The sequence below is a fragment of the Roseivirga spongicola genome (assembly GCF_034376045.1).
Lineage (GTDB): Bacteria > Bacteroidota > Bacteroidia > Cytophagales > Cyclobacteriaceae > Roseivirga > Roseivirga spongicola.
This window is the reverse complement of sequence record NZ_CP139724.1, coordinates 4,132,929-4,155,466: the sequence shown is the minus strand read 5'-3', so window position 1 is coordinate 4,155,466 and position 22,538 is coordinate 4,132,929. Positions and strand designations below refer to the sequence as shown.

The 22,538-nt window shown below is 40.5% G+C and carries 11 protein-coding genes; 7 read left to right on the top strand and 4 right to left on the bottom strand.

The genetic code is table 11. The features are described 5' to 3' along the window. Positions 1–87: 87 nt before the first annotated feature. The 4 genes from T7867_RS18170 to T7867_RS18155 form a co-directional block, all read right to left on the bottom strand. The gene (locus tag T7867_RS18170; protein WP_068224500.1) at positions 88–1,161 is read right to left on the bottom strand and encodes a family 16 glycoside hydrolase; all 1,074 of its coding nucleotides are present in this window, start codon (positions 1,159–1,161) and stop codon (positions 88–90) included. A gap of 204 nt (positions 1,162–1,365) precedes the next feature. Continuing rightward, positions 1,366–2,718 carry a sensor histidine kinase gene (locus T7867_RS18165; protein ID WP_084375753.1) on the bottom strand — a complete coding sequence of 451 codons (1,353 nt, stop codon included), beginning with the start codon at positions 2,716–2,718 and terminating at the stop codon, positions 1,366–1,368. Between the two features lie 15 nt (positions 2,719–2,733). Then, on the bottom strand, positions 2,734–3,618 hold the full coding sequence (locus T7867_RS18160) for a TolB family protein (RefSeq protein WP_322299631.1): 885 nt from the start codon (positions 3,616–3,618) through the stop codon (positions 2,734–2,736). Between the two features lie 581 nt (positions 3,619–4,199). Further along, the gene (locus T7867_RS18155) at positions 4,200–5,576 is read right to left on the bottom strand and encodes a sigma-54-dependent transcriptional regulator (protein ID WP_273512786.1); all 1,377 of its coding nucleotides are present in this window, start codon (positions 5,574–5,576) and stop codon (positions 4,200–4,202) included. 149 nt (positions 5,577–5,725) lie between these two features. On the opposite strand from T7867_RS18155, the gene T7867_RS18150 reads away from it, so the two are divergent. The 7 genes from T7867_RS18150 to T7867_RS18120 are packed head-to-tail and all read left to right on the top strand — an operon-like array spanning position 5,726 to position 22,483. Beyond that, on the top strand, positions 5,726–8,152 hold the full coding sequence (locus T7867_RS18150; RefSeq protein ID WP_322299630.1) for an FtsX-like permease family protein: 2,427 nt from the start codon (positions 5,726–5,728) through the stop codon (positions 8,150–8,152). A gap of 21 nt (positions 8,153–8,173) precedes the next feature. After that, positions 8,174–10,522 (top strand): FtsX-like permease family protein, encoded by a 2,349-nt coding sequence (locus T7867_RS18145; protein WP_068224487.1) that lies wholly within the window; start codon positions 8,174–8,176, stop codon positions 10,520–10,522. A gap of 10 nt (positions 10,523–10,532) precedes the next feature. Beyond that, a complete protein-coding gene (locus tag T7867_RS18140) occupies positions 10,533–12,923 on the top strand; it encodes an ABC transporter permease (RefSeq protein WP_068224485.1) in 2,391 nt (796 codons plus the stop codon). Between the two features lie 20 nt (positions 12,924–12,943). Beyond that, positions 12,944–15,346 carry an ABC transporter permease gene (locus tag T7867_RS18135; protein WP_068224482.1) on the top strand — a complete coding sequence of 801 codons (2,403 nt, stop codon included), beginning with the start codon at positions 12,944–12,946 and terminating at the stop codon, positions 15,344–15,346. A 10-nt stretch (positions 15,347–15,356) separates the two neighbouring features. Continuing rightward, a complete protein-coding gene (locus T7867_RS18130; protein ID WP_068224479.1) occupies positions 15,357–17,741 on the top strand; it encodes an ABC transporter permease in 2,385 nt (794 codons plus the stop codon). 8 nt (positions 17,742–17,749) lie between these two features. After that, positions 17,750–20,119 (top strand): ABC transporter permease, encoded by a 2,370-nt coding sequence (locus T7867_RS18125; RefSeq protein ID WP_068224478.1) that lies wholly within the window; start codon positions 17,750–17,752, stop codon positions 20,117–20,119. Positions 20,120–20,131: 12 nt separating this feature from the next. Continuing rightward, entirely contained in the window at positions 20,132–22,483 is a 2,352-nt protein-coding gene (locus T7867_RS18120) for an ABC transporter permease (protein ID WP_068224477.1), read from the top strand. Positions 22,484–22,538 lie beyond the last annotated feature (55 nt).

The window sequence follows — 22,538 nt, the reverse complement described above, 5'->3', positions numbered from 1 at the left end:
GATTTATCACTTATATAGATCCATATTTTCTGACTAATTGTAATAAACTGTTTTACAAAACAGTGTGGCGTTTAGAAACGCTGCTTGCTATTCTATTTTACCAATTAAGCCCCAGCCATTGGCCTGGTCAATTACTACGCAGTGAATTAGGTTGTCTCCTTTTTTTAGAGGAAGATAAAGCGTGTTGGCATCAATATTTAAGTGCCCCATAAATTGCACTCCCTTCAGTCGGAAGCTGTTATCACCAGAGAAAATCGCTTCACCATTTAGGTAAATGATGATTTTGTCGCTGTAGTCGAAAGAGAAAAGCTTGTTAGCAGCCTCTTCTGAATGAATCGTGGTCTTCGCAACAATAAAATCTTCTTTGTTTTGCTCGAACCCGCCAGAAGACGTCTTTTTAACATATTTAGAAATAGGTAGTAAGCCTGATTCTTCTGTGGTAACAGACGTGTATTCGGTCTTAGCGAGCAGCTCATAATCTAACTTTTCTTTATGGAAAGACTGAGCTGATGTTATTTGCCAACTAGAAATAATTGTAGGGTCTGTTGGTGTCTTCGGTTTTTCTTGAGTCGATTTATCTACTGCGGAATGAGTAACCTTGAAATTAGAGAATCGGTTGCCAAATAAGGCCCATAAGCCAATTTTTCCCTCTTTTTGACTGGTTTTCATTTGCTCCACAGTCATTGCGTAGCTTCCGTTAATAAAGACTTCTACCCGCTGATTCTGAACTTCTAACCTTAGTTTATTCCAGCCATTAGCTTTGAATGTCACGTTGGCCTGATGCTCGCGATACAATTGCCAGTTAGACTCATTATTGAACATGGGCGTGTATTGAACAGCGTCTGCCTGACCAGATTTGTGTAACCTCATATACACTTCTTCCAAGTTGTTGTTCTCTTCGCGAAAACTGATGCCAGCAAAGCTTCTGCTAGCCTTGGCGTAAACCTCTACCTCTATGATTCCATTGGTGAAGTGTTGACCTTTTACTGTGGCCCTGCCAGTAGTTAAAACTAGTGTTTCTCTGTTGTCGAATTGTTCAAATTGAGCATCGGCCGGAATATTCCAATGCGTTGATTTCATAGGAATTGAAATGCTTTTGCTTTGTGCATGGGCTAGCTCTACCGTTAATATGCCCAATAATATGTTGAGTAATATTTTCATGACCTTTGGTTTGTGGATGAAAGCTCATTACGTTTTGGTATGGCTTAAAGTTGCCGTGTGCTTTTCACCTTGTTGAAAAACCATTTAAGGATTTTATGTTGAGTTAGGTTCAGCGAGAAGGAGGGTGTTTGCTTTTGGAATGTCAGTTTAATGACTGAAACCGACTACCTTATTTAAATTGGTAAAGTGTGTTTTACTAAACTGTTATTTCCTGAATATCAGGCTGAATGTAGCTCCTTGGCCATGTTGGGATTTCACTGTCAAGTCGCCTTTATGCTTTTTCATTATCTGTTTGGAGAGGCTCAACCCAATGCCAGAACCATCTTCTTTGGTGGAAAAGAATGGAATAAAAATTTGATCCATTTTGGTCTCGTCTATACCGATTCCGTTGTCTTTTATTTCTATGACTGACTGGTGACTACTAGAATAAGCATGAATTTCTACTAAGCCATTTTCGTGGTTTTCTGTAGCGTGTCGAGCATTGGTTAATAGGTTAATCAGAACCTGATCTATAAGCTTTCTATCCATTGCTACCGACATGCGGGCTTCAGATTTTGTCTGGAGTTTTACACCAGCTTTTTCGAACTCCTTACTTAAGAGGTTGGCGTTTTCTTCTAACAGCTCCCTGACGTTGACTTCTTTCAGCTCTAAGGTCTTAATTCTGGTCAGCTTACGGTAGTCTTCTACAAAGTGGAGTAGGCCTTCACTACGCCTTTGAATGGTTTTAAGTGAGAAACGAAGGTCTTCCAACGTTTCTTCGGAAAGGTTCTCCAATGGCTTCGGCTGACCATTTTCTTCCAGTAGCATAATCATGGTCTCAGAAAGAGAGGTGACAGGCGTTACCGAGTTCATAATTTCGTGCGTGAGAATGCGAATAAGCTTATGCCAAGCCTCAATTTCCTTCTGTTCAATCTCACTTTTGATATCCTGAAAGGTGACTATAGTGTATCGATAATTCAGAATTTTAAGTCGGTTGATCTGAACCGAAACTTGCTGTTTTTCGCCCTTGATGGAAAGTTCAATCAGCTTACGTTCATTGTCTTCCATGGCATCCAATTCGTTGGCAAAAGTGGGCTGTAGCTGCTGAAATTGCTTCCAGTAATTTGGAGTGGCAATTTTTAGTAGATCTTGAGCGGCCTTGTTCATTAGCTCAATTCCATGATCTTCTTTCACTGCTAACACACCTACCTTAATGTTATCTACAATGACTTGAAGGAACTTAAATTGGGCTTCCTTTTCAACGCTTACTTTTTTGAATGCTTCTATGATTTCTACAAAGGCATCTTGCAGTTCTTGAAACGACTTGCCATGCTTTTTGCCTTTGAAGGAGATGGAGAAGTCGGAGTAACGAATGGCCATCAGTAGTTTGGCAATCTCTCGATTCGTGTGTGTGATAAACCTGATGAGTTCAGAGACCTGAATAATGATTATGCCTAGCAGTATAATTTGGTTGAAGAAGAGCTCTGTTCTGGCGAAAATAAAGGCCAGTGCCGTCATGGTGAGCATGAGCAACACGATGCGGATAACTACCAGTAAAGCGAATCTTTTTGATACCATTGTACCTAGTGTCTCTTAGTTCTTTGGCCTGAATTCAGCTATTTCATCTCTTTTAGGAGACGTGATTAATGGTGTAATTTCTTTAGTAGAAGAATTCCAAATATAGATTTCCGAATTACCATCTAGGGTTTTGGTAAAGGCTAATACTCTTCCATCGGGAGACCATCTTGGCCATCGGTTATCATCAATGCCTTGGGTAATATTGACTTGATTACTTCCATCAGCATTCATTACGTAAATGTCGCAGTTACCTGTGTCGCAATGATGGAAGGCAATTTGTTCTCCATTGGGGGAGTAATCTGGCAGAGCATTGAAGTGCTTTAGACTGGTGAGCTGTTTTTGATTGATTGGGTTTGGTACGTTTATCTGAAATATTTCAGCTATTCCAGATCTATAAATTGAGTCGCCTGCTTGAGTTTGTATGCTGGCAATTACCTGAGATTCATCTGGAGAAAACTTTGCTCCAGACTCATAGAGCTCGTTTTTGGTAAGTCTGAACCATTCTTTTGTTGGTTGATGGTAACTGTAAATTTCACCTTTAACCTGATCTCGGCCAGAACTTACTAATAATGTTTTTCCATCTTTTGAAACATCGTTGAGGGTAAGCGTAAGGGTGTCGCTAAGTAATTCTTCGTTCTCCTTGCTCGCGAGATTATAGCGCAGTATGGAGCGGCTGCCCTGCTTGTATTCAGTATAGTAGAGGCTTTTTCCATCACTACTCCAAACCATGTTATACTTAGTGTTTTCTGAGCTTATAAGGAGAGTGTCAGTTATGTTTTTAGAGTCAAATAGAAAAATATCTAGCTTTCCGTTTTCGTCATTAACGTATGCCAGTTCATAGTTTTGACTGGTACAAGCTGCTAAGAGCAATGCAAGTGTTAGCGCTAGGTTGGTTTTCATATTTGAGTTGTTTAGTATTCTTAATATTAATGCTTCTAAGGTCGATTCTTACTCTTACTCTTCCGAAATTCCTTCCTCGCGTAAAACTTTTCTTTCTCTCTACCCCTAACCTCTAAAGGGGCATTACTTCATCAGTACTCGAGCAAAAGATGGCAAAGTTGCTTCCTACTTCCAACTTCTGACTTCCGTCTCAATCTACCCCTAACCCCTAAAGGGGCAGCACTTCATCAGTAATCGAGCAAAAGATGGCTAAGTTACTTCCGACTCCTATCTTCCGACTTCGGTCTTCTGACTTCCGTCTTATTCTACCCTAACCCCTAAAGGGGAAGTACTTTATCAGTACTTGTGCGGAAGATCGCTAAGTTGCTTCCGTCTTCCGTCTTCCGTCTTACTCTATAACCCTAAAGGGGCAGTATTTTATCAGTACTTGTGCGGAAGTAGGTTAAGTTGCTTCCGACTTCCGTCTTCGGTCTTCTGACTTCTGTCTCAATCTACCCCTAACCCCTAAAGGGGCATTACTTCATCAGTAATCGAGCAAAAGATGGCTAAGTTGCTTCCGACTTCCGACCTCGTGCTTCTCGCTACAATCCATACTTCTGCATTCTTCTGTAAAGGGCTAGTCTGTCAAGGCCGAGTTCTTTAGCGGCTCGGGTTACGTTGCCATTATGTTTGTCTAGCGCTTTTAATATTAGTCTTTTTTCGTTTTCCGTAATGTTTAGGTTTTCATCTTCTTGTGCTTTGGCCGAGGCTTTTGTGTTTCCCAACATGAAATCATTTGGGCCTAGCTTATTGCCATCGGCCAGAATAATGGCTCGCTCTACGGAGTGTTCCAACTCTCGAATATTTCCAGGCCAATGATGCTTCTTTAACTTATTCATGGTGCCCGTATCAATGCGCATATTGGTCTTTTTGTACTTCTTGCCAAATACGTTTAAGAAGTGTTCAACCAGAATGTCCATGTCTTCAGTTCGCTCTGAAAGTGAGGGCATTTTAAGCTCAACGGTGTTGATTCTATAGAGCAAGTCTTGCCTGAATTCACCTTTATCTACCATTTCATAAAGGGGCATATTGGTGGCACAAACCAGACGTATATCGATCGGAATTTCTTTGCCTGAACCCACTCTGCTTACTTTTCGCTGCTGAAGCACCGAAAGCAATTTTGCCTGAAGTGGGAGAGAGAGGTTGCCAATTTCGTCCAGAAAGAGAGTGCCGCCTTGCGCCAGTTCGAAGCGGCCAGGCTTGTCTTCTTTGGCATCGGTAAAAGCCCCTTTTACATGACCGAAAAGCTCCGACTCAAAAAGCGTTTCGCTAATAGAGCCCAAATCGACCTTAATGAAAACCTGATTAGCTCGGTCTGATTTTTTGTGCAGTGCTCTGGCTGCCAATTCTTTACCAGTTCCGTTTTCTCCGAGAATCAGCACGTTCGCATCGGTTGGTCCTACCTTTTCAATGAGTGAGAAAACTCTTTGCATGGGAGCTGAATTACCCAGAAAGTTAGAGTACTTCTGATCTACATCATCGGTGATGCTTTTGGTGGTGTTTTTAAGTCTGTCTACCTCTAATTTGCTGTGCCGAAGTTGTAAGGCTGAAGTAATGGTGGCATAGAGTTTTTCATTTTTCCATGGTTTGGTAATGAAGTCGGTGCCGCCCGATTTGATGGCTTGAACCGCCAAGTCGAACTCACCATAGGCGGTGACTAAGATGACGATGGCATTCGGATCGATATCCAGAATTTGGTTGAGCCAATGAAGCCCGTCAGATCCATCATTTTCTCCTTTCTTAAAGTTCATGTCGAGCAATACCACATCAAATGATTCTCGCTCAAAGTGGAGGGGGATCAGTTCCGGATTACTTTCAATCTGCACTAAGGTAAACTGCTGTTTCAGATACATTCGTGCCGTGTTGAGCACATCAATATCATCGTCAACAATCAGTATTTTAGCCTCTATCTTCGCCATAAAACTGTATCAAAAACAAACACTTAAATGTATTGAAAACAAACGGATAAAAACTATCAATGACTGAAATATATTTACAACGTTCTGATATTCAGTATGTAGTGTTTTTGGCACTCCTTTTGGCTAGATTGTGACATCAAAGGTCAACTATGTTAAAAAATTATTTCATCACCGCGCTTAGAAACCTGTCGAGAAACAGGTCTTTTACCATCATCAATATTTTCGGTTTAGCATTAGGTATCAGTGCTGCCTTGGTTCTCTTCAAGATTGTAATTTTTGAAAAGAGCTTCGATACTTACCTAACCAATTACGACAACCTTTATCGCTTCACTAAAAAGGTAATCAGCCCGAATTTGGTTGAGCAGGAAGCTGGAATGCAGAATCCATTTGCCGAGGCTTTCAAAACTGACTATCCAGACTTGGGTACGCCAGTTAGAACGTTCTACATAGGGGAGAATCAGCTCAGCGTTCAGAATGTAACGGGTGATTGGACCCACTATGAACAAAGAGATGGTATTTCTTTCGTTGACGAGGAGTTCTTTAAGCTCTTCGATTATGAGTGGAAGGTGGGTGACCCTGAAACTGCTTTGTCTAAGCCTAAGTCGGCTGTAATCTCAATTTCCCTAGCAGAAAAATATTTCGGTGTGACCGATGGAGGATACGATAGAGTATTGGGTAAGGAAATGAAGCTCAATAATGACCTAACGATTTTCATTACGGGGGTGGTTACAGATCCTCCAAAGAATGCCTCTCTTCCTTTTAAGTTATTGATAGAGTATGAATCTGTAGCTGAGATTTTCGATTTCTTCCAGCCAGATTCTTGGGGTTCAACTTCTTCAAATGCACATGTTTACTTCCTAGCTAATGATAATGTTACGGCACAACAAATTAGAGATGTGCTTCCGGCCATGTCTGAGAAATATATGCCTGAAACGGAGAATGAAACTGTTTTTCAGCTCCAAGCACTTGCTGATATGCACTTTCAACCAGAGTATAATGTATATGGAAACTCGGCCAAGTCGCCCGACTTTTTAACCGTTCCGATTGCTATTGGGGTATTCTTAATTCTCACCGCTTGTATCAACTTTGTGAATTTATCTACCGCTTTGGCCATTAAGCGGTCTAAGGAGGTTGGAATTAGAAAGGTTTTAGGCGGTGTAAGAAACCAGCTGGTTTTCCAGTTTATGGGCGAAACCTTCCTCATAACAGTGATAGCCACTCTTATTTCTTTGGGAGTAGCCGAATTGGCCATGACTAATATGGAAGAGTTGATTGGTTATAGCTTATCGTTAGAGCTAATGAAAGACACTTCCCTCTTGCTAGTGGCTTTAGGCGTAGTGGTGGGGGTAACGCTCTTGGCTGGACTTTATCCATCATTTATACTTTCCAGACTAAAGCCTGTAGCAGTACTTAGAAGCAAGGGGCAGAGTTCTCTTTCAGGAAATATCAATACAAGAAGAGGTTTGGTAGTCTTCCAGTTTCTTATTTCTCAAGTGCTGGTTATTTGTACGCTGGTGGTTATTTCTCAGATGAAATTCTTCGAGAATAAGGATTTAGGCTTCAGAAAATCTTCCATCATCACTTTTCCTCTGCCTTCCAACGAAGAAGCGAAGCTAAACTTTATGGGGAATGAATTGCAGACTTTTCCAGGAGTTGAAAAGGTTAGCTTTTCATTCGCAAGTCCACTTTCTGATAACAACATTGGTTCTACTTTCGGTTATGCTCCGTTGGAAACCACAGGAGAGTTCGATGCTGCATTCAAGGTGATTGATGAAAACTATTTGGATTTATATGACATCAAACTTTTGGCGGGAAGCGATATCAGCAAGTTCGATACAACACTTTCTGAAGCAATCATTTCTGAACAAGCATTGAAACTGATGGGGCTTGAAAACCCTGAAGACGCTATTGGAGAAACCATCCGCTCAGGTTTTAATGGCGATAAAAGAGTAGTTGGGGTCTTCAAGGATTTCCACAATAAGGATTTGAGAGATAAAGTTGACCCGATAATTATGGTCAAATACGCTGGCTACTACTACGAAGGAGCGGTAAGGTTTGAGGGTTCGGAAAGTCAGACTTCAAACCTAGTAAAGAAGCTTGAAGAGACCTGGACTGCGCAGTACCCTCATACTATTTTCGATTACACTTTACTTTCTGAGAAGATCATGGAGAACTATGAAGAAGAAGCCCGAGTGCTCACACTCTTTCAGATATTTTCAGGTTTGGCCATCTTTATTGGTTGTTTAGGCTTGTATGGCTTAGTGTCATTCATGGCCAACCAAAAGACCAAAGAGATCGGTATTCGCAAAGTACTGGGTGCTTCTGTCAATCAGATCTTGAATCTGTTTTCTAAAGAACTGTTGGTACTCATTGGCATCGCTTTCTTATTGGCTGCTCCACTTGGTTATTACCTCATGAACGACTGGCTAAGCGGATTCGAATTTAGAATCGGATTGTCAGTTTGGGTGTTTGCTGCGGCTATCGGCTTCACCCTATTAATTGGAGCCATTACTACTGGGTTGCGCTCCTTCCGTGCAGCTACTTCAAACCCTGTAGATTCACTTAGAAGCGAATAAGAACTCAAAAACAACGGTCAAATGCTCAAAACTTACATCAATACATTCCTTAGAAAATTCAGAAAGGAAAAGCTCTTTTCACTACTTAACCTTGGCGGGCTCACTGTTGGATTGACCACCGTTTTGTTAATCGGTCTCTATATTCAAGATGAACTGAGTTTTGATAAGTTTCATACAAGGAAGGACGATATATACCTGAGCTATCATTTGATGGGTAATAATAAGGTAACCAGCGACAGATTGGCTTATGGGCTAGCCAAGCAAATTGCGGAAGAAGTACCAGAAGTACAGAAACTTGCTAGTTACCAATCGAGAAATAGGCTGATTACTGCTGGAAACAAAACCTTTCTAGATAATGAAATGGCTTATGTAAATAATGAGTTTCTTACAGTCTTCGACTTTCCTTTGGCCTTTGGTGTGGCAGAAGAAGACAAGGGTTCATTGCTTATCAGTCGTTCTGCGGCAGAGAAGTACTTTGGTGAAGCTACGCTTGCTCTAGGTAAGAAGATTACTGTAGATGAAGATGATGAATACATTATTTCTGGTGTGTTGGAAGATGTACCGGCCAACTCCACCTTACAATTTGATTTTCTATCTGTTGAGAATGAGCTTTTTGAAAAGCGAAGTCAATTAATGGATAATGAAAATGGCTATTTCCCTGCTCAAAACTGGTTCTTAATGCAAAGAGGTTTCAGCAAAGAGGCTGTTCAAGAAAAGATGCAGGCTATAGCTATGAGCATGCCTTATAGTCATAGATACACTAATACACAGGCCAACCAAAACATTTTCTTACTTCCTTTAACCGACTACCATTTAAAAGCAGAACTAGATTTTACGAGCAGCAATACAAGTGATATTAGATACATCTACTTGTTTGGTGCCATTGGCTTCTTGGTGCTATTTATTGCTGTTATTAATTATACTAATCTTGTCACATCTCAGTCTATAAAAAGAGGAAAGGAAGTAGGGCTCAGAAAGGTAGTTGGAGCTTCTAGGTTTCAGGTGCTTTCGTACTATCTGCTCGAATCATTTTCTCTGGTGTTTATAGGTGCCATATTGGCTTTTGCACTAACAGAGAGACTTCTGCCTTGGGTAAATGATATGCTCCAAAAGGAGATTGAATTGAACTACTTCTCTACCGAATTTTTCGTGTTGGTTTTCGGAACTGCGGTTTTGGTTGGTTTTCTTTCAGGAATTTATCCAGCACTATTTCTTTCTAAATCCAAGCCCTTACAAGCTCTTGGGCAGGGAAAGGTTGGTTCAAAAACTAGACTTCGAAAAGGCTTAACCGTTGTACAGTTCTTCATTGCGCAATTACTGATTATCGCTACAGTAATTATTCAGCAGCAACTCAATTTCATTCAGACTAAGAACCTTGGTTACGAACGTGAATTACTTCTTGAGATTGATTTACATGATAAAATAGGAGATAAAGCTCAGGTTTTTAAGAATGAGTTGCTGAGCGTTTCTGGTGTTGAAAAGGTATCGATGGCTAACTCATCTATCTCTTATTCCAGTTTTGGTGTTTTAAATAAAGATGAGCTCGGTGTAGACGAAGAAAAAGAAGTTCTTACCGATTTCTTTAGTGGCGATGAAGACTTTATTGAGACCTTGGGTATAGAATTGGTTTCAGGCCAAACGCCTTCCAAGGAACTACGAGGTATTCTTGTCAATGAGTCAGCCTTGCCGGCTTTTAGCTGGGAGGCTGAAGGTGATCATGTATTGAGCTTAGTCAATGGAGATATTCCTTTAGTTGGAGTGATTAAAGACTTCCATAATGAATCATTGAAATCGGAAATCAGACCATCAGTAATTTCCTTCAATCCTAATGCTTCTAAATTTGCTCTAGTTCGCTTAACAGGGACTGAAGTGAAGGAGACTTTAGCTCAGATTACCGAGAAATGGGATGCTATGGCCACTGGTCGGCCTATGCAATACAAGTTTTTAGACGAGGCCTATAACGGACAGTATATTGTTGAGCAAAGGCTAGGAGAGATGTTTTTGTTCTTCTCAGGGTTGGCGATTTTCATTGCCATTTTGGGTATTGTTGGCCTCTCTACCTTCACCATTGAACAAAGAATCAAAGAGATCAGTCTGAGGAGGGTTTTGGGTGCAAATTACAGGGAGATCTTCCAGCTCTTTGCCAGAAGTTATGTAGGGATGATATTGCTTGGGTTTATGGTGGCCGCACCTGTGGTTTACTATTTCACCAGCGACTGGTTATCACAGTTTGTCTACAGAATACAGCCAGGTATTTTCTCCTTTTCATCGGCCGTAATGGGTACACTGATTATATCGCTTAGTGTTATTGTACTTCAAATCGCGCGTACCAAACGAATTAATCCTGCAGAAATCCTCAGAAACGAATAAACCCTAAACTATGCTCAAAAGCTATTTCATAAGCACATTTCGAAGATTGAAAAGAGATAAATTCTTTTCTATACTCAACCTTGTTGGTTTAACAGTTGGGGTTACTTCTTTCATTCTTCTGGCACTTTATGTCAAGAATGAACTATCTGTAGATCAATTTCACAGCAAGAAGGATCAGATATACATCATTGCAGAAAATGTAAATGGAGGAAAAGATAAATGGGCTCGTTATCGAACGAGTCATGCGGCAAGAATGCAAGATCGTATTCCTGAGCTCAGCCAGATGGCAATGCTTAGTCAATTGGGATTTGACGATTTAATAAAAGCCAACGATAGGAGTTTTTATGTTGAAAATGTCTACATGTCGAATAACGACTTCTTCGAGATTTTCGATTTCCCAATTAAGCAAGGAAATGTGGAGCTGAACCAGGAAAATAAGGCAGTAATTACCGAGAGCTTGGCAAGGCAGTATTTCAACGATGAGAGTCCTATAGGCAAGGTAATTGAAGTGGATGGTACAGGTAGTTTTGAAATTACAGCCATTGCTGTTGATCCTCCTGCCAATTCAAGAATCCAATTTAAGCTATTGCTTTCCAACTTATCTGAGTTGAAAGAGGCAGCTGCAGATTTTGCAGAAAGCGGAGGCTCAATTGTCTCGGCTTATATTCTGTTGCCTGAGAATGTGAGCATCGAGTCTGTTCAGGCCAAGGTAGACAAACTGATGTTAGATGAGTGGCCGAAGAGTGCTCTTAAATTCGATGAAGAAGGAAATTTTGAACAAAAGATGTATTTCTTTCCCTTTAGCGACATCCATCTTAAATCAGGTTTTACTTTTTCGCTTTTTCCGGTTAATGATATCCGCTACATCTACCTGTTTGGTAGTATAGCTTGTCTTATTCTAATGATCGCCTGCCTGAATTATGTGAACCTGATCACGGCCAGATCAATTAAAAAGATGAAGGAGATTGGGCTTCGAAAGGTATTTGGGGCAAATAGAAAGCAGATTCTCAGACAGAATATCTTCGAGTCGTGTGTCTATACCTTCATCAGTGTATTGCTTGCCTTTGCTTTGGCCGAAAGGCTCTTACCATATTATAATAATTTAATAGACAGACAGCTTTCTCTTAGTTATTTCAGTCTAGAGTTTTTCGTCTTTGTGATAGGCCTAACCTTGATTGTTGGTTTGGCTTCTGGCATTTATCCGGCTCTGAGGCTTAGCGGTTTCAAAACCATAAATGCACTACATGGCAATAGCAAAGTAAAAGAGCGGTCAGGGGTGAGAAGGGGACTTGTCTTCACTCAGTTTTTGGTGGCACAAAGTCTGATTGTAGCCACTGTAATCATTCAGTCTCAGTTAAGCTATCTGCAAAATAAGGATCTCGGATACGATAGAGAAAATGCTCTGTTCATCAAAACTTATGGAGAATTAGGAGATAGGACGAGTGTCTTTAAGGATGAAGTTGCCAGAATTTCTGGAGTTAAGGAAGTATCACTTACCACCAATATTATTGATCACAACGGCATCACATTTGGAAAAGTGAGTGAATTTAATGGAGAGGAAGAATCGTCTGAAGAAGACTTTTTCTTTAGCAATTCTTTCGAGGTAGATTTCAATTACCTCAAGACAATTGGTATGAGGTCGGTTTTGGGAATGACTGTCGATGAGATTGCAGAAATAACCTCGGAGGATAAAATTGTTATTACAAAAGCGGCTCAGGAAAAGCTGAGGATGGAGAATCCTATTGGAATGAGAATGAAGTTTTGGGGTAAAGAAAGAGAAGTTGTGGCAGTGATTGATGACTTTCATAATGAGTCATTGAAAAGTGAAATTATGCCAAGCGCACTGATACTCACGGGGAATCATCGAGATTTTCTCAATATAAGATTCGAATCAGGACAAACCAGAGAAGCATTGTCTCAAATTGAGGATATCTGGAATTCTATGGTTAAGGATAGACCCTTCCTGTTTCAATTCTATGATGATTATTATGATGCCAACTACAGAAAGGAAACAAGGTTGGGCAATGTTTTCAATGTCTTCTCAGGCATAGCCATTTCCATATCAATTATCGGACTCATTGGTTTAACAACATTTGCGGCAGAACAGCGCCTGAAGGAATTCGGAATTAGAAAGGTATTGGGAGCATCGGCTAGTCAATTGGTAGGATTACTTTCTAAAGAGTTCGTTTTCCTGATTCTAATATCATTCCTGGTAGCCTGTCCAATTATTTATATCGCATCGGCTGATTGGCTGGACACCTTCAAGTATAAAATCACTTTGTCGCCATTCACATTTGCGATTGGTCTGGTTATAACCTTGGTGGTCGCATTTGCTTCAGTATGGCATCAATCCCGTAGAGTTTCCAGAGTAAATCCAACGGAAATTCTCAGAAACGAATAAAACTCAAAAACAACAGTAAAATGCTCAAAAATTATCTCAACGTACTTAGAAGGAATTTCGCCAGAAATAAGGCCTTCACACTCATCAACATTCTAGGTCTCACTATGGGTATTACCTGTAGTCTGATCATGTTTTTGGTGGTGAAACAAGAATTCAGTTTCAACAGATATCACTCAAACTTAGACTCACTGTATCGCATTGGTCATCGCGATGTGGTTGATGGAAGAGAGTATACTCAAGGTGGTTTGCCATTGGTAATGCCGCCTTCTATCAAGGAAGAAATTGTTGGCTTAAAAGATATTACGCTGGTTGCTCATGAGGCTTACGGCCTTATCTCCGCTACCGACAATACAGGAAAAGTAAATCACTATGAGGAAGATCCGGAATTGGTTTATGTAGAACCGAACTTCTTCAGAATGTTTGACTGGAAGGTGCTAGAAGGCGTAGTGGAAGGAGAAGCTCTGGCGGAACCAAATGTGGTAGCGCTAAGCAAGACTTTGGCAGAGAAGTATTTTCCGGGCGAATCGGCCATGGGTAAAACCATACGGTTGAATAAAACACTAGATTTAAAAGTGATTGCCATTTTGGAAGACGCTAGAAAGGACTCCGATTTTCCTTTCGGCATTTTCATTTCTATGGAAACCAAGCGTACCCAAAACCCAGACGATTTCAATGAGTGGGGAAGCATTTCAAGCGATAATGTAGCTTTTGTGCAGTTGGAAAATAATGTTACTCCAGAACAAATCGATGCTCAGTTTCCAGATTTCGTAGAAAAGCATTGGAACAAAGACCGAAGAGAACAGACTACGTTCTTACTCACTCCAATGACAGAATATCACTTCGATGAGCGCTTTAGCAATTTCTCACAGCGTATCATTCCGAAAACCATGCTCATTACCTATATCATCATCGGAGCATTTCTAATAGTTACTGCCTGTGTAAACTTCATCAATATGTCTACTGCAATGTCTGTGAAGCGCAGCAAAGAAGTAGGCATGAGAAAAGTATTGGGTAGCGATAGAAAGCAGTTAGTGATGCGCTTTTTGGGTGAAACATTTGTGATCACGCTTATAGCTACATTACTATCAATGGCCATTACAGAGCGACTGCTGCCAATGGTTATCAATGATTTTATGGGTATTGAAATTCCATTTAGCCCAATCTCAGACCCTGCTTTGCTGCTGTATCTTTTAGGAGTCTTAGTTACGGTTTCACTTTTCGCAGGGCTTTACCCAGCCTTCGTGCTTTCTAGTGCTAAACCGATAACCGCACTTAAAGGAGGTTCGGCTCAAACAAAAGGAGGGATGGGTTTCAGACGTTTCTTGGTTTTCTTTCAATTCTTCATTTGTCAGGTATTGATTTTCGGAACCGTGGTGGCGGTAACCCAAATGAACTACTTCCTCAACGTAGACATGGGTTATGATCAGGAGTGGATTCTAAATATTGGCTTGGCTAAGAGAGACAAACAAGCGCTCGATCTATGGGATTCGGAAATACAGAATATACCTGGAGTGAATAACTACTCTTTTAATTACAGACCTCCTTTTTCAGGCTCAATTTCGGCTACAGATGCATATGTATATTCGAATGACACTACCCGAGATGCACTTACAACCCATGTCAAAATGGCTGATGCCAATTATCTTGAGACCTATGGTCTTACGCTCTTGGCTGGAAAATGGCTCAACGATAGCGACACTACCAACCAGTATGTGGTGAATGAGACTTTCCTTAAAAAAGTAGGCCTAGAACCTGAGGAAGCCATTTTTAAAACCATTCAGGTTTGGGGCAAAAAAGCGCCTATTGTTGGTGTGGTGAAAGACTACCATGTTTCTACACTGAGTCAGGCAATAGAACCAGTGACTATGTTTAACGATGCAAGGAGCTATAGAACACTAGGTGTTAGGGTAAACCCTGCAAATGCTGAAAGTGTGGTTGCCGCTTTAGAGGAGATTTGGTATCAGGTGAATGAAGAGTATGAGTTCAGCTATCAGTACGTAGACGATCAACTGGTAGACTACTATGAAATGGAGCAAAAAATGTCGCAAATGCTCACGGTTTTTGCTGGTATTGCCATCTTCATTGGCTGTCTTGGACTATACGGCTTAGTCTCTTTTATGGCGAACCAAAAAGCTAAAGAGATTGGAATCCGCAAGGTGCTGGGTGCTTCTGTTGCCAATATCATGCAGAAATTCTCGCTAGAGTTTATCCTATTGGTAGGTGTAGCCTTTTTGCTTGCCGCACCATTGGCTTACTACTTTATGAATGTGTGGCTCAATCAATACGAATACAGAATCAGCATTGGCCCAGTTGTCTTTGCCGTTAGCATTTTGGCATCATTGATTATTGCCATGCTCACTACAGGCTATAGATCAATGAGGGCAGCTACGGCCAATCCAGTTCAATCACTTAGAGACGAGTAAAAGCTAAATCATGATCAGCCATTATCTTAAAATATCGCTTAGAGCCATTGGTAAGAACCCATTACTTTCATTACTGAATATACTTGGCCTAAGTGTTGGGTTTGGCTGTTTTTTGGTGATCACGCTCTATCTCTATCAGGAGAATACCTACGAAAAGGGCTTCACCGACTATGATAAGATTTACAGGATAGAAGAAGAGTTTTTGGGTATGGGCCGAGGTGCTTCTTCAACCTCTAATTTGCAATATAAGCTCGATGAAGTACCTGGGGTAGCAAGCTATGTGCGCTTAGATGTGGCCTCAAATCGGTCATCATGGGCAGAGTTTGGCGATAAGAAGCTAAGGTCACCGCGTGTACTGAAAACCACTGAAGGCCTTTTCGATGTTTTCGACTTTAAACTTGCCCAAGGCGATCCGGCTACTGCCCTAGAAGGGCCAGACAAGGTAGTGCTTACAAAAAAGTATGCTCAAAAGCTTTTTGGCACAGAGCAAGTAGTTGGTAAAACTTTTCAGTACGAGAATAAGGAGCTTATTGTAACCGGTTTGCTAGATGAGTTTGCTTATAGGAGTCATTTAGATTTCGACTTTATCTCTACCAATATTTTCAATCCGTCTTATGCTGATGGCAGGTGGTGGATGATTGCAGGCTATATCTACGTTAAGATGGATGGGCAAGCAGAGCCACAATTGATTAATGAGCGGCTTGATGAAATAGCCAAAACTTATGCCTACCCAGTGGTTAACAACAGCCCATTGTCAAGAGATGAATGGCTGCAATCTGCTAATAAGATTCAGTTTTTTGCCAAACCAGTTCGCGACATTCATTTGAAGGAGGGTGTAGAGTTTGAATTCAGCACCAATGGAGATCCACAGTCTCGTGCCACACTTACCATCATCGGTGTTTTTATTCTCATCATAGCGATTATCAACTTCATGAATCTATCGACCGCTAAATCATCTTTGCGCACTAAAGAGATTGGTGTGCGCAAGGTAATGGGTACAGGGAAAAAAGAGTTGATAGCTCAATTTCTATTAGAGTCAGTACTGGTAACCTTGTTTGCAGCTACCATAGGAGCCGGTTTATCTGAGCTGTTTATATTTTTACTCAATCAGTCACTAGGAGAGGTAATTGGTATTTCTATAGTTAGCTACCCCAGCCTTGGAGGCCTCATTTTATTAGGGGTGCTGCTTATTGGCTGCTTAGCAGGTGTTTACCCAGCTTTTTATCTTTCTTCTGTAAAGATGATTCCGCTTTTGAAAGGGATGAAGCTTGGGCATATACTCAATATGGGCAATGCTCGGGTACTTAGAAATACTTTAGTAGTGGTTCAGTTTGCAGCTTCTTCAACCCTCATAATCGGTGCCTACTTTGTATATCATCAGTTACAGCACATTAAGCAGATGGATATTGGGTTTGATAAGGAACAGGTTTTGGTAGTTCCATATACGGCCAAAAAGGGTGATGACAGATCTGCCATTCGCAATGAACTGCTCAAAATACCTGGTGTAGAAGCTGCTAGTTTTACTAGCCGTATGCCAGCAGAACAATCAGCCAACTTACTTTCAATAATGTTGAGTGCTGAGGAAACCTTATTACTTGATGTCTTTCAGGCAGACCCACACTTTGCCGATGTTCTTAACCTGAATGTAATGGAAGGAGATTGGTTTGCCGAAAATCAAACACAAACCGATTCTCTTGTGGTGCTCAATGAGTCGGCTGTTAATGCCCTAGGTTTGGAAGGCAACCCCATAGGGCAAGTATTTGGAAATTACTGGCGCGTAGTTGGAGTGGTGGAGAACTTTTTCATTGATAACTACAGAACTAATGTGGGGCCAGCAATCATGGCTTACGATCCTAAAACGCCCGACCAACTGGCTATTAAATTAAACGCTCCATCATTGGCAGATGCCCTGCCAAGGTTAGAAGCTACTTGGAGTAAGCTAAGGGGCGAAGTCATTGAGTTTAAATATCTAGATGAAAATTTTGCTTCGGTTTTTGCCAAGGAAAAACAAAACGGGGATGCTATTATGGTATTTACCGTGCTGGCTATTTTTATTAGCTGTTTGGGCTTATTTGGTTTAGCAGCCTTTGCAGCCGACCAAAGGCAACATGAGTTTGGAATACGAAAAGTGCTGGGCGCTAATGTGAGAGATATTGTTCATGTTTTCAGTCTTGATTTTATTAAACTGGTACTACTCGCCTTTATTGTTTCCGTACCAGTAGCCATTTATGGAGTCAACCTATGGCTCGATACTTACGCCAATAGAATTGATTTGAGCGTTATAGGCTTTGTTGTAGCCGGAATATGTGCCCTTGCCATAGCTTTTGCTACTATCCTTTTCCAGTCCCTAAAAGCTGGCCGCCTTAACCCTGTTGAAACCTTACGTAACGAGTAAACCATATCATGATAAAAAACAACCTCATTCTTGTATTTAGAAGACTTCGTAAGGAGAAGGTCTTTTCTCTCGTTAATATTTTGGGTTTAACGGTTGGCTTAACCGCATTTTTGATGATTGGCCTGTACATAAAGCATGAACTCAGCTTTGACCAATTCCACCAGGATAAGGAGAACATTTACAGAGTAACATCTAAGTATAGAGATAGAGAATGGAGGGGAGTAATTGCAAGCGATTACGTTCAGTTTTTCAAAGATGATGTTGTTGGGTTAAATAGCTTCTCTCGAATAAGCGTTAAGGACGAGACGACCTTAGCTTCAGGAGGAGGGAAGGAGTTGAACTTTAAAGGTATGTTATCAGCTGATAGCAACTTCTTCGAGTTTTTCTCTTTCGATCTAATTGATGGTGTGCCTTCATCTGTTTTGGCTACTTCAGGAAGTGCTGTTATTACCGAAACCTTAAGCAAAAAGTTGTTCGGAGAAAAATGCCCGATTGGAGAAGAACTGCTGATTGAAAAAGGAAAAGAGGTGTACACTATTACCGGTTTGGTGAAAGATCCGCCATCAAATAGCACCATTCAGTTTGAGTTGGTTACTTATCAGGAAGGAAGATTTAAGAATAATTTCGAGCAGACCTCTGGTTTAAGAAATGTTATCACCTATCTCAAGTTACAACCAGATGTGTCACTAGATAGTGTGCTGGATAAAATAGATGCAGCCAAAAACAAGACTCCTTATACCATAATGACTAGGGATCAGGTGTATGGATTGTCCCCAATCACAGATCAAAGACTTTATGCTGATTATGTCGTAACATTTTTTGAGAAAAATGACATTCGTTATCTACAGTTGTTTGGGGGTATAGCTATAGTGGTACTTCTATTGGCCATTATTAACTACATCAACCTTGTCACTGCGCAAGCTGCTAAAAAGGCTAAGGAAATAGGGCTTCGAAAAGTGATTGGAGCAGGGAGGTTCCAGTTGATGATCTATCAGTTTGCAGAGTCAATTGTGGTGGTTGTGTTTTCTTTTGTTTTGGCATTTGCTATTACGGAAAGGTTACTGCCACAATTCAATTCGCTACTCAATAAAGATGTAACCCTTCAATACTTTGGCTCAACATTTTTTCTATGGGTAATTGTCGCAGGGGTTGTCATTGGTCTACTTTCTGGCTTATATCCTGCGATTCAAATAATGAAGATAAAGCCTCTCGCCATTATTAAGTCATCATCTAGCGGTAGTAGGCAAAATACAAGTTTCAGAAAGTTTTTGGTGCTTTTCCAATTTACCGTTACGGCTATCCTGATTTGTTGTCTATCCATTATGATTGGCCAAATGGATTACCTGAAAGAAAAAGATCTTGGGTTTGCTCCCGAAGCGCTTATTAGCGTCACGTTAGATAGTGATTCTACACAGTCATATTTTCCTTTGCAGCAAGAATTTTTGAAGATACCCGGAGTTCAAAAAGCAAGTTTAGGTGGTTTTAAGCCAGGTGGATACGCATACATATCGGCTATGGATGCACCGAATGTTCAAGGAGAGGATGCCAACGGACTTGGAGGAGACGCCATAATTGGAGATGCTTCTTTTATAGATGTGATGGAGATGGAGGTTTATTGGGAAGAACACGATAAGGCCATTGAAGAATTCAAGGAAGGACAAGTGATTATCAATAAATCTATGGCGGAAAGCATTGGAGCGCTTGATAATCCAGAAGACAAACGCATCTATGGATGGAATGATAAGGTGGGGAAAAAGGTGGTTGCTATTGTTGAAGATTTCCACATGAAATCTTTAAAAGACGGGATTGAGCCCATATCTATCTACTACTTGAATGATTGGGGAGTACATAACATTCTTGTTAAGGTAGATATGAATAACCTTTCAGCCACTCTGGCGGGGTTGGGTGATCGATATGAATCATTTTTTGGAAGGCCTTTTGAATTTAGTTTTCTAGACGATGAGATTGCCGAGTTCTACAAGAAGGAAGAAGGTCAGTTTAAACTGTTTCAGCTGTTTTCTACAATCGCATTGATTATTTCCCTTCTTGGGTTGGTGGCATTGACTATCTATAGCCTTGAACAGCGCAGAAAAGAAGTCAGCATCAGAAAGGTTTTAGGAGCATCAGTCCAAAGGCTTATTCTTATGCTGAATAAGGAATATTCCATTCTAGTACTGATAGCTTTTATCATAGCCTCTCCAATAGCCTATTACGCCATGCAAGACTGGCTGCAGGAATTTAAATACAGAATAAGCTTGAGCCCCTTGATTTTCATTTTGGCCTTTTTAGGATTTCTAGCATTAAGTTGGCTGGTCACGATTGCCCAATCATTGAGAGTATCCCAAGAAAATCCCGCAGATGTCTTAAGAGACGAATAAACCACACTAACTATGTTCAGAAACAACCTTAAACTAATCCTCAGAAAACTCAAAAGAGAGAAGCTTTACACCTTTGTAAATATTTTAGGTCTCACCGTTGGTCTAACAGCCTTTTTACTGATTGGTCTTTATGTGAGGGATGAGTTGAGCTTTGATAGGTTTCATGATAATCATGAAAACATCTATAGGGTTATTAGCCAAAGCGAGGAGGGAGGATATTCTAGCTTGGTCGTGAGTGACTATGTGGACTATTTTGAAGAGGACTCACCCCAGATAGAAAGTTATACCAGACTTGCTATCAAGGAGTTTTACTCACTTGTTGAATCTGAAGACAAAGCATTAAATGTGGAGAAAGTTTTATATACCGACCGGAATTTCTTTGAGTTCTTCTCCTTCGCTTTGGATGAAGAGAATCTTAGTTCGGTGTTTAATCAGAGCGGGTCTGCGGTTATAACTACTGAGTTAAGCGAAAAGCTTTTTGGCAGTGATGATCCCATTGGAAAGTCACTGAAAATCAATAAGGATGAATCCGTCATTATTACTGGGCTAGCTGAAACGGTTCCTTCTAATAGCCATATCCAATTTGAAATGGTTGTATATGATCAAGGCTATTTCAAGAATGACTATACCAATAAGCATTTTGTGAAATCAGCTATTACTTACCTGACTCTTTCTCCAGGCTCTTCAGCCGGGCAGGTGGCAGAAGAAATAGATGCTGCAAAACCAAAACCAGACTATGCTCGATTTCTAGAAAATGAGAGTTTTTCACTGTTGCCAATGACAGATCAGAGACTAAAAGCCCCTTTTGAGTTTGATTATTACGAGAATAATGATATTCGATATGTTAAGTTATTTTCAGGAATAGGTCTGGTTGTACTGCTTCTGGCAGTTGTCAATTATATCAATCTGGTTACTTCCCAGTCATTAAAGAGGCAAAAAGAAGTAGGATTGAGAAAGGTGATAGGAGCTCAAAAGTTGCATCTCGTTTTCTATCACCTCTTTGAGTCTACAGTTGTTGCTCTGATTTCTTTTGCTTTGGCCTTTGCAATTGCGGAGCGACTAATGCCACTGTACAATGGTTGGCTAGAGAAAGATATCATTTTGCAATATGATAGTTGGGAGTTTGTAAGCTGGGTTTTTATCGCTGGAATAGCTTTGGGCTTTGTTTCAGGGGCATACCCGGCTTTTTACATATCTCGCTTTAAGCCTTTAATGCTTATAAATAATAAATCACTAGGTCTAAGCAATAAGGAGGGGTTAAGAAAGTTTCTAGTTCTTTTTCAATTCATTATTTCAGGACTGTTGTTGGTTGTGGCTGTTCTAATGCACAATCAAATGAGATACTTGAAGACCAAAGATTTGGGCTTTAATCCTGAATTTGTAGTTCAAGTCCCACTTTATAGAAGCTCTGAATATTCACACGAGAGTTTAAAGAATGAAATCCAAAATATCAGCGGGGTGGAATTTGCCAGTGTCAGTGGTTGGCAAGTTGGAGGAGGGGCAAAAACGGGAATAACTGACGACCCAAAAAATATACAGGAGTCTCGGGAAGCGGCTGTTATATCTGCTGATAAAGATTATGCCAAAACGTTAGGATTGAGCTTTATTATGAAAGCGGATCACTTTGAGTTTGATAAGCTCAATAGTAATGAAGTGGTGGTAAATGAAGCTTTGGTTCAGGACTTCGGTTGGGAAAACCCATTAGGACAGAAGATTTACAATTTTGATACTAGGCCACTCGAAGTAGTAGCTGTTGTAGCAGACTTCCACACCTACTCTTTAAAGCAAGAAGTTGAACCACTCTTTATTCAACCCTTGACAGAAAGATCTGCTCGAAACGCTTTATTAAAGATCAATGGTGAACAAGCACAGCAAACATTGGCAAATGTTGGTGAAGTTTATGAATCAATGGTTCAAAGGCCATTTGAGTTTTATTACCTGAATGACCAGATAAGAGATTTTTATAAAAAGGAGCAGGGTCAGTTTCTTCTTTTCCAGATTTTTTCATCACTGGCCATTTTTGTGTCGTTGTTGGGTTTAGTTGGTTTAACGATCTACACAGTTCAACAAAGAAGAAAAGAGGTTAGTGTTCGTAAAGTACTGGGAGCTTCCGTTCAAAGACTCATCCTGATGCTCAATAAGGAATATTCTATTCTAGTACTGATAGCCTTTATCATAGCCTCTCCAATAGCCTATTACGCCATGCAAGGTTGGCTTGAAGAGTTTAAGTATAGAATAACAATTAGTCCCCTGATTTTTGTAATTGCATGCTTGGCCTTCTTGTCATTGAGTTGGCTTGTTACAATTGCACAATCATTGAAAGTTTCTAAAGAAAACCCTGCAGATGTATTGAGAGAAGAGTAGCTTTTATTCCCTAAATCGACTTTGCTAAACAGACGGCATTACTTAAGTTTAGCGC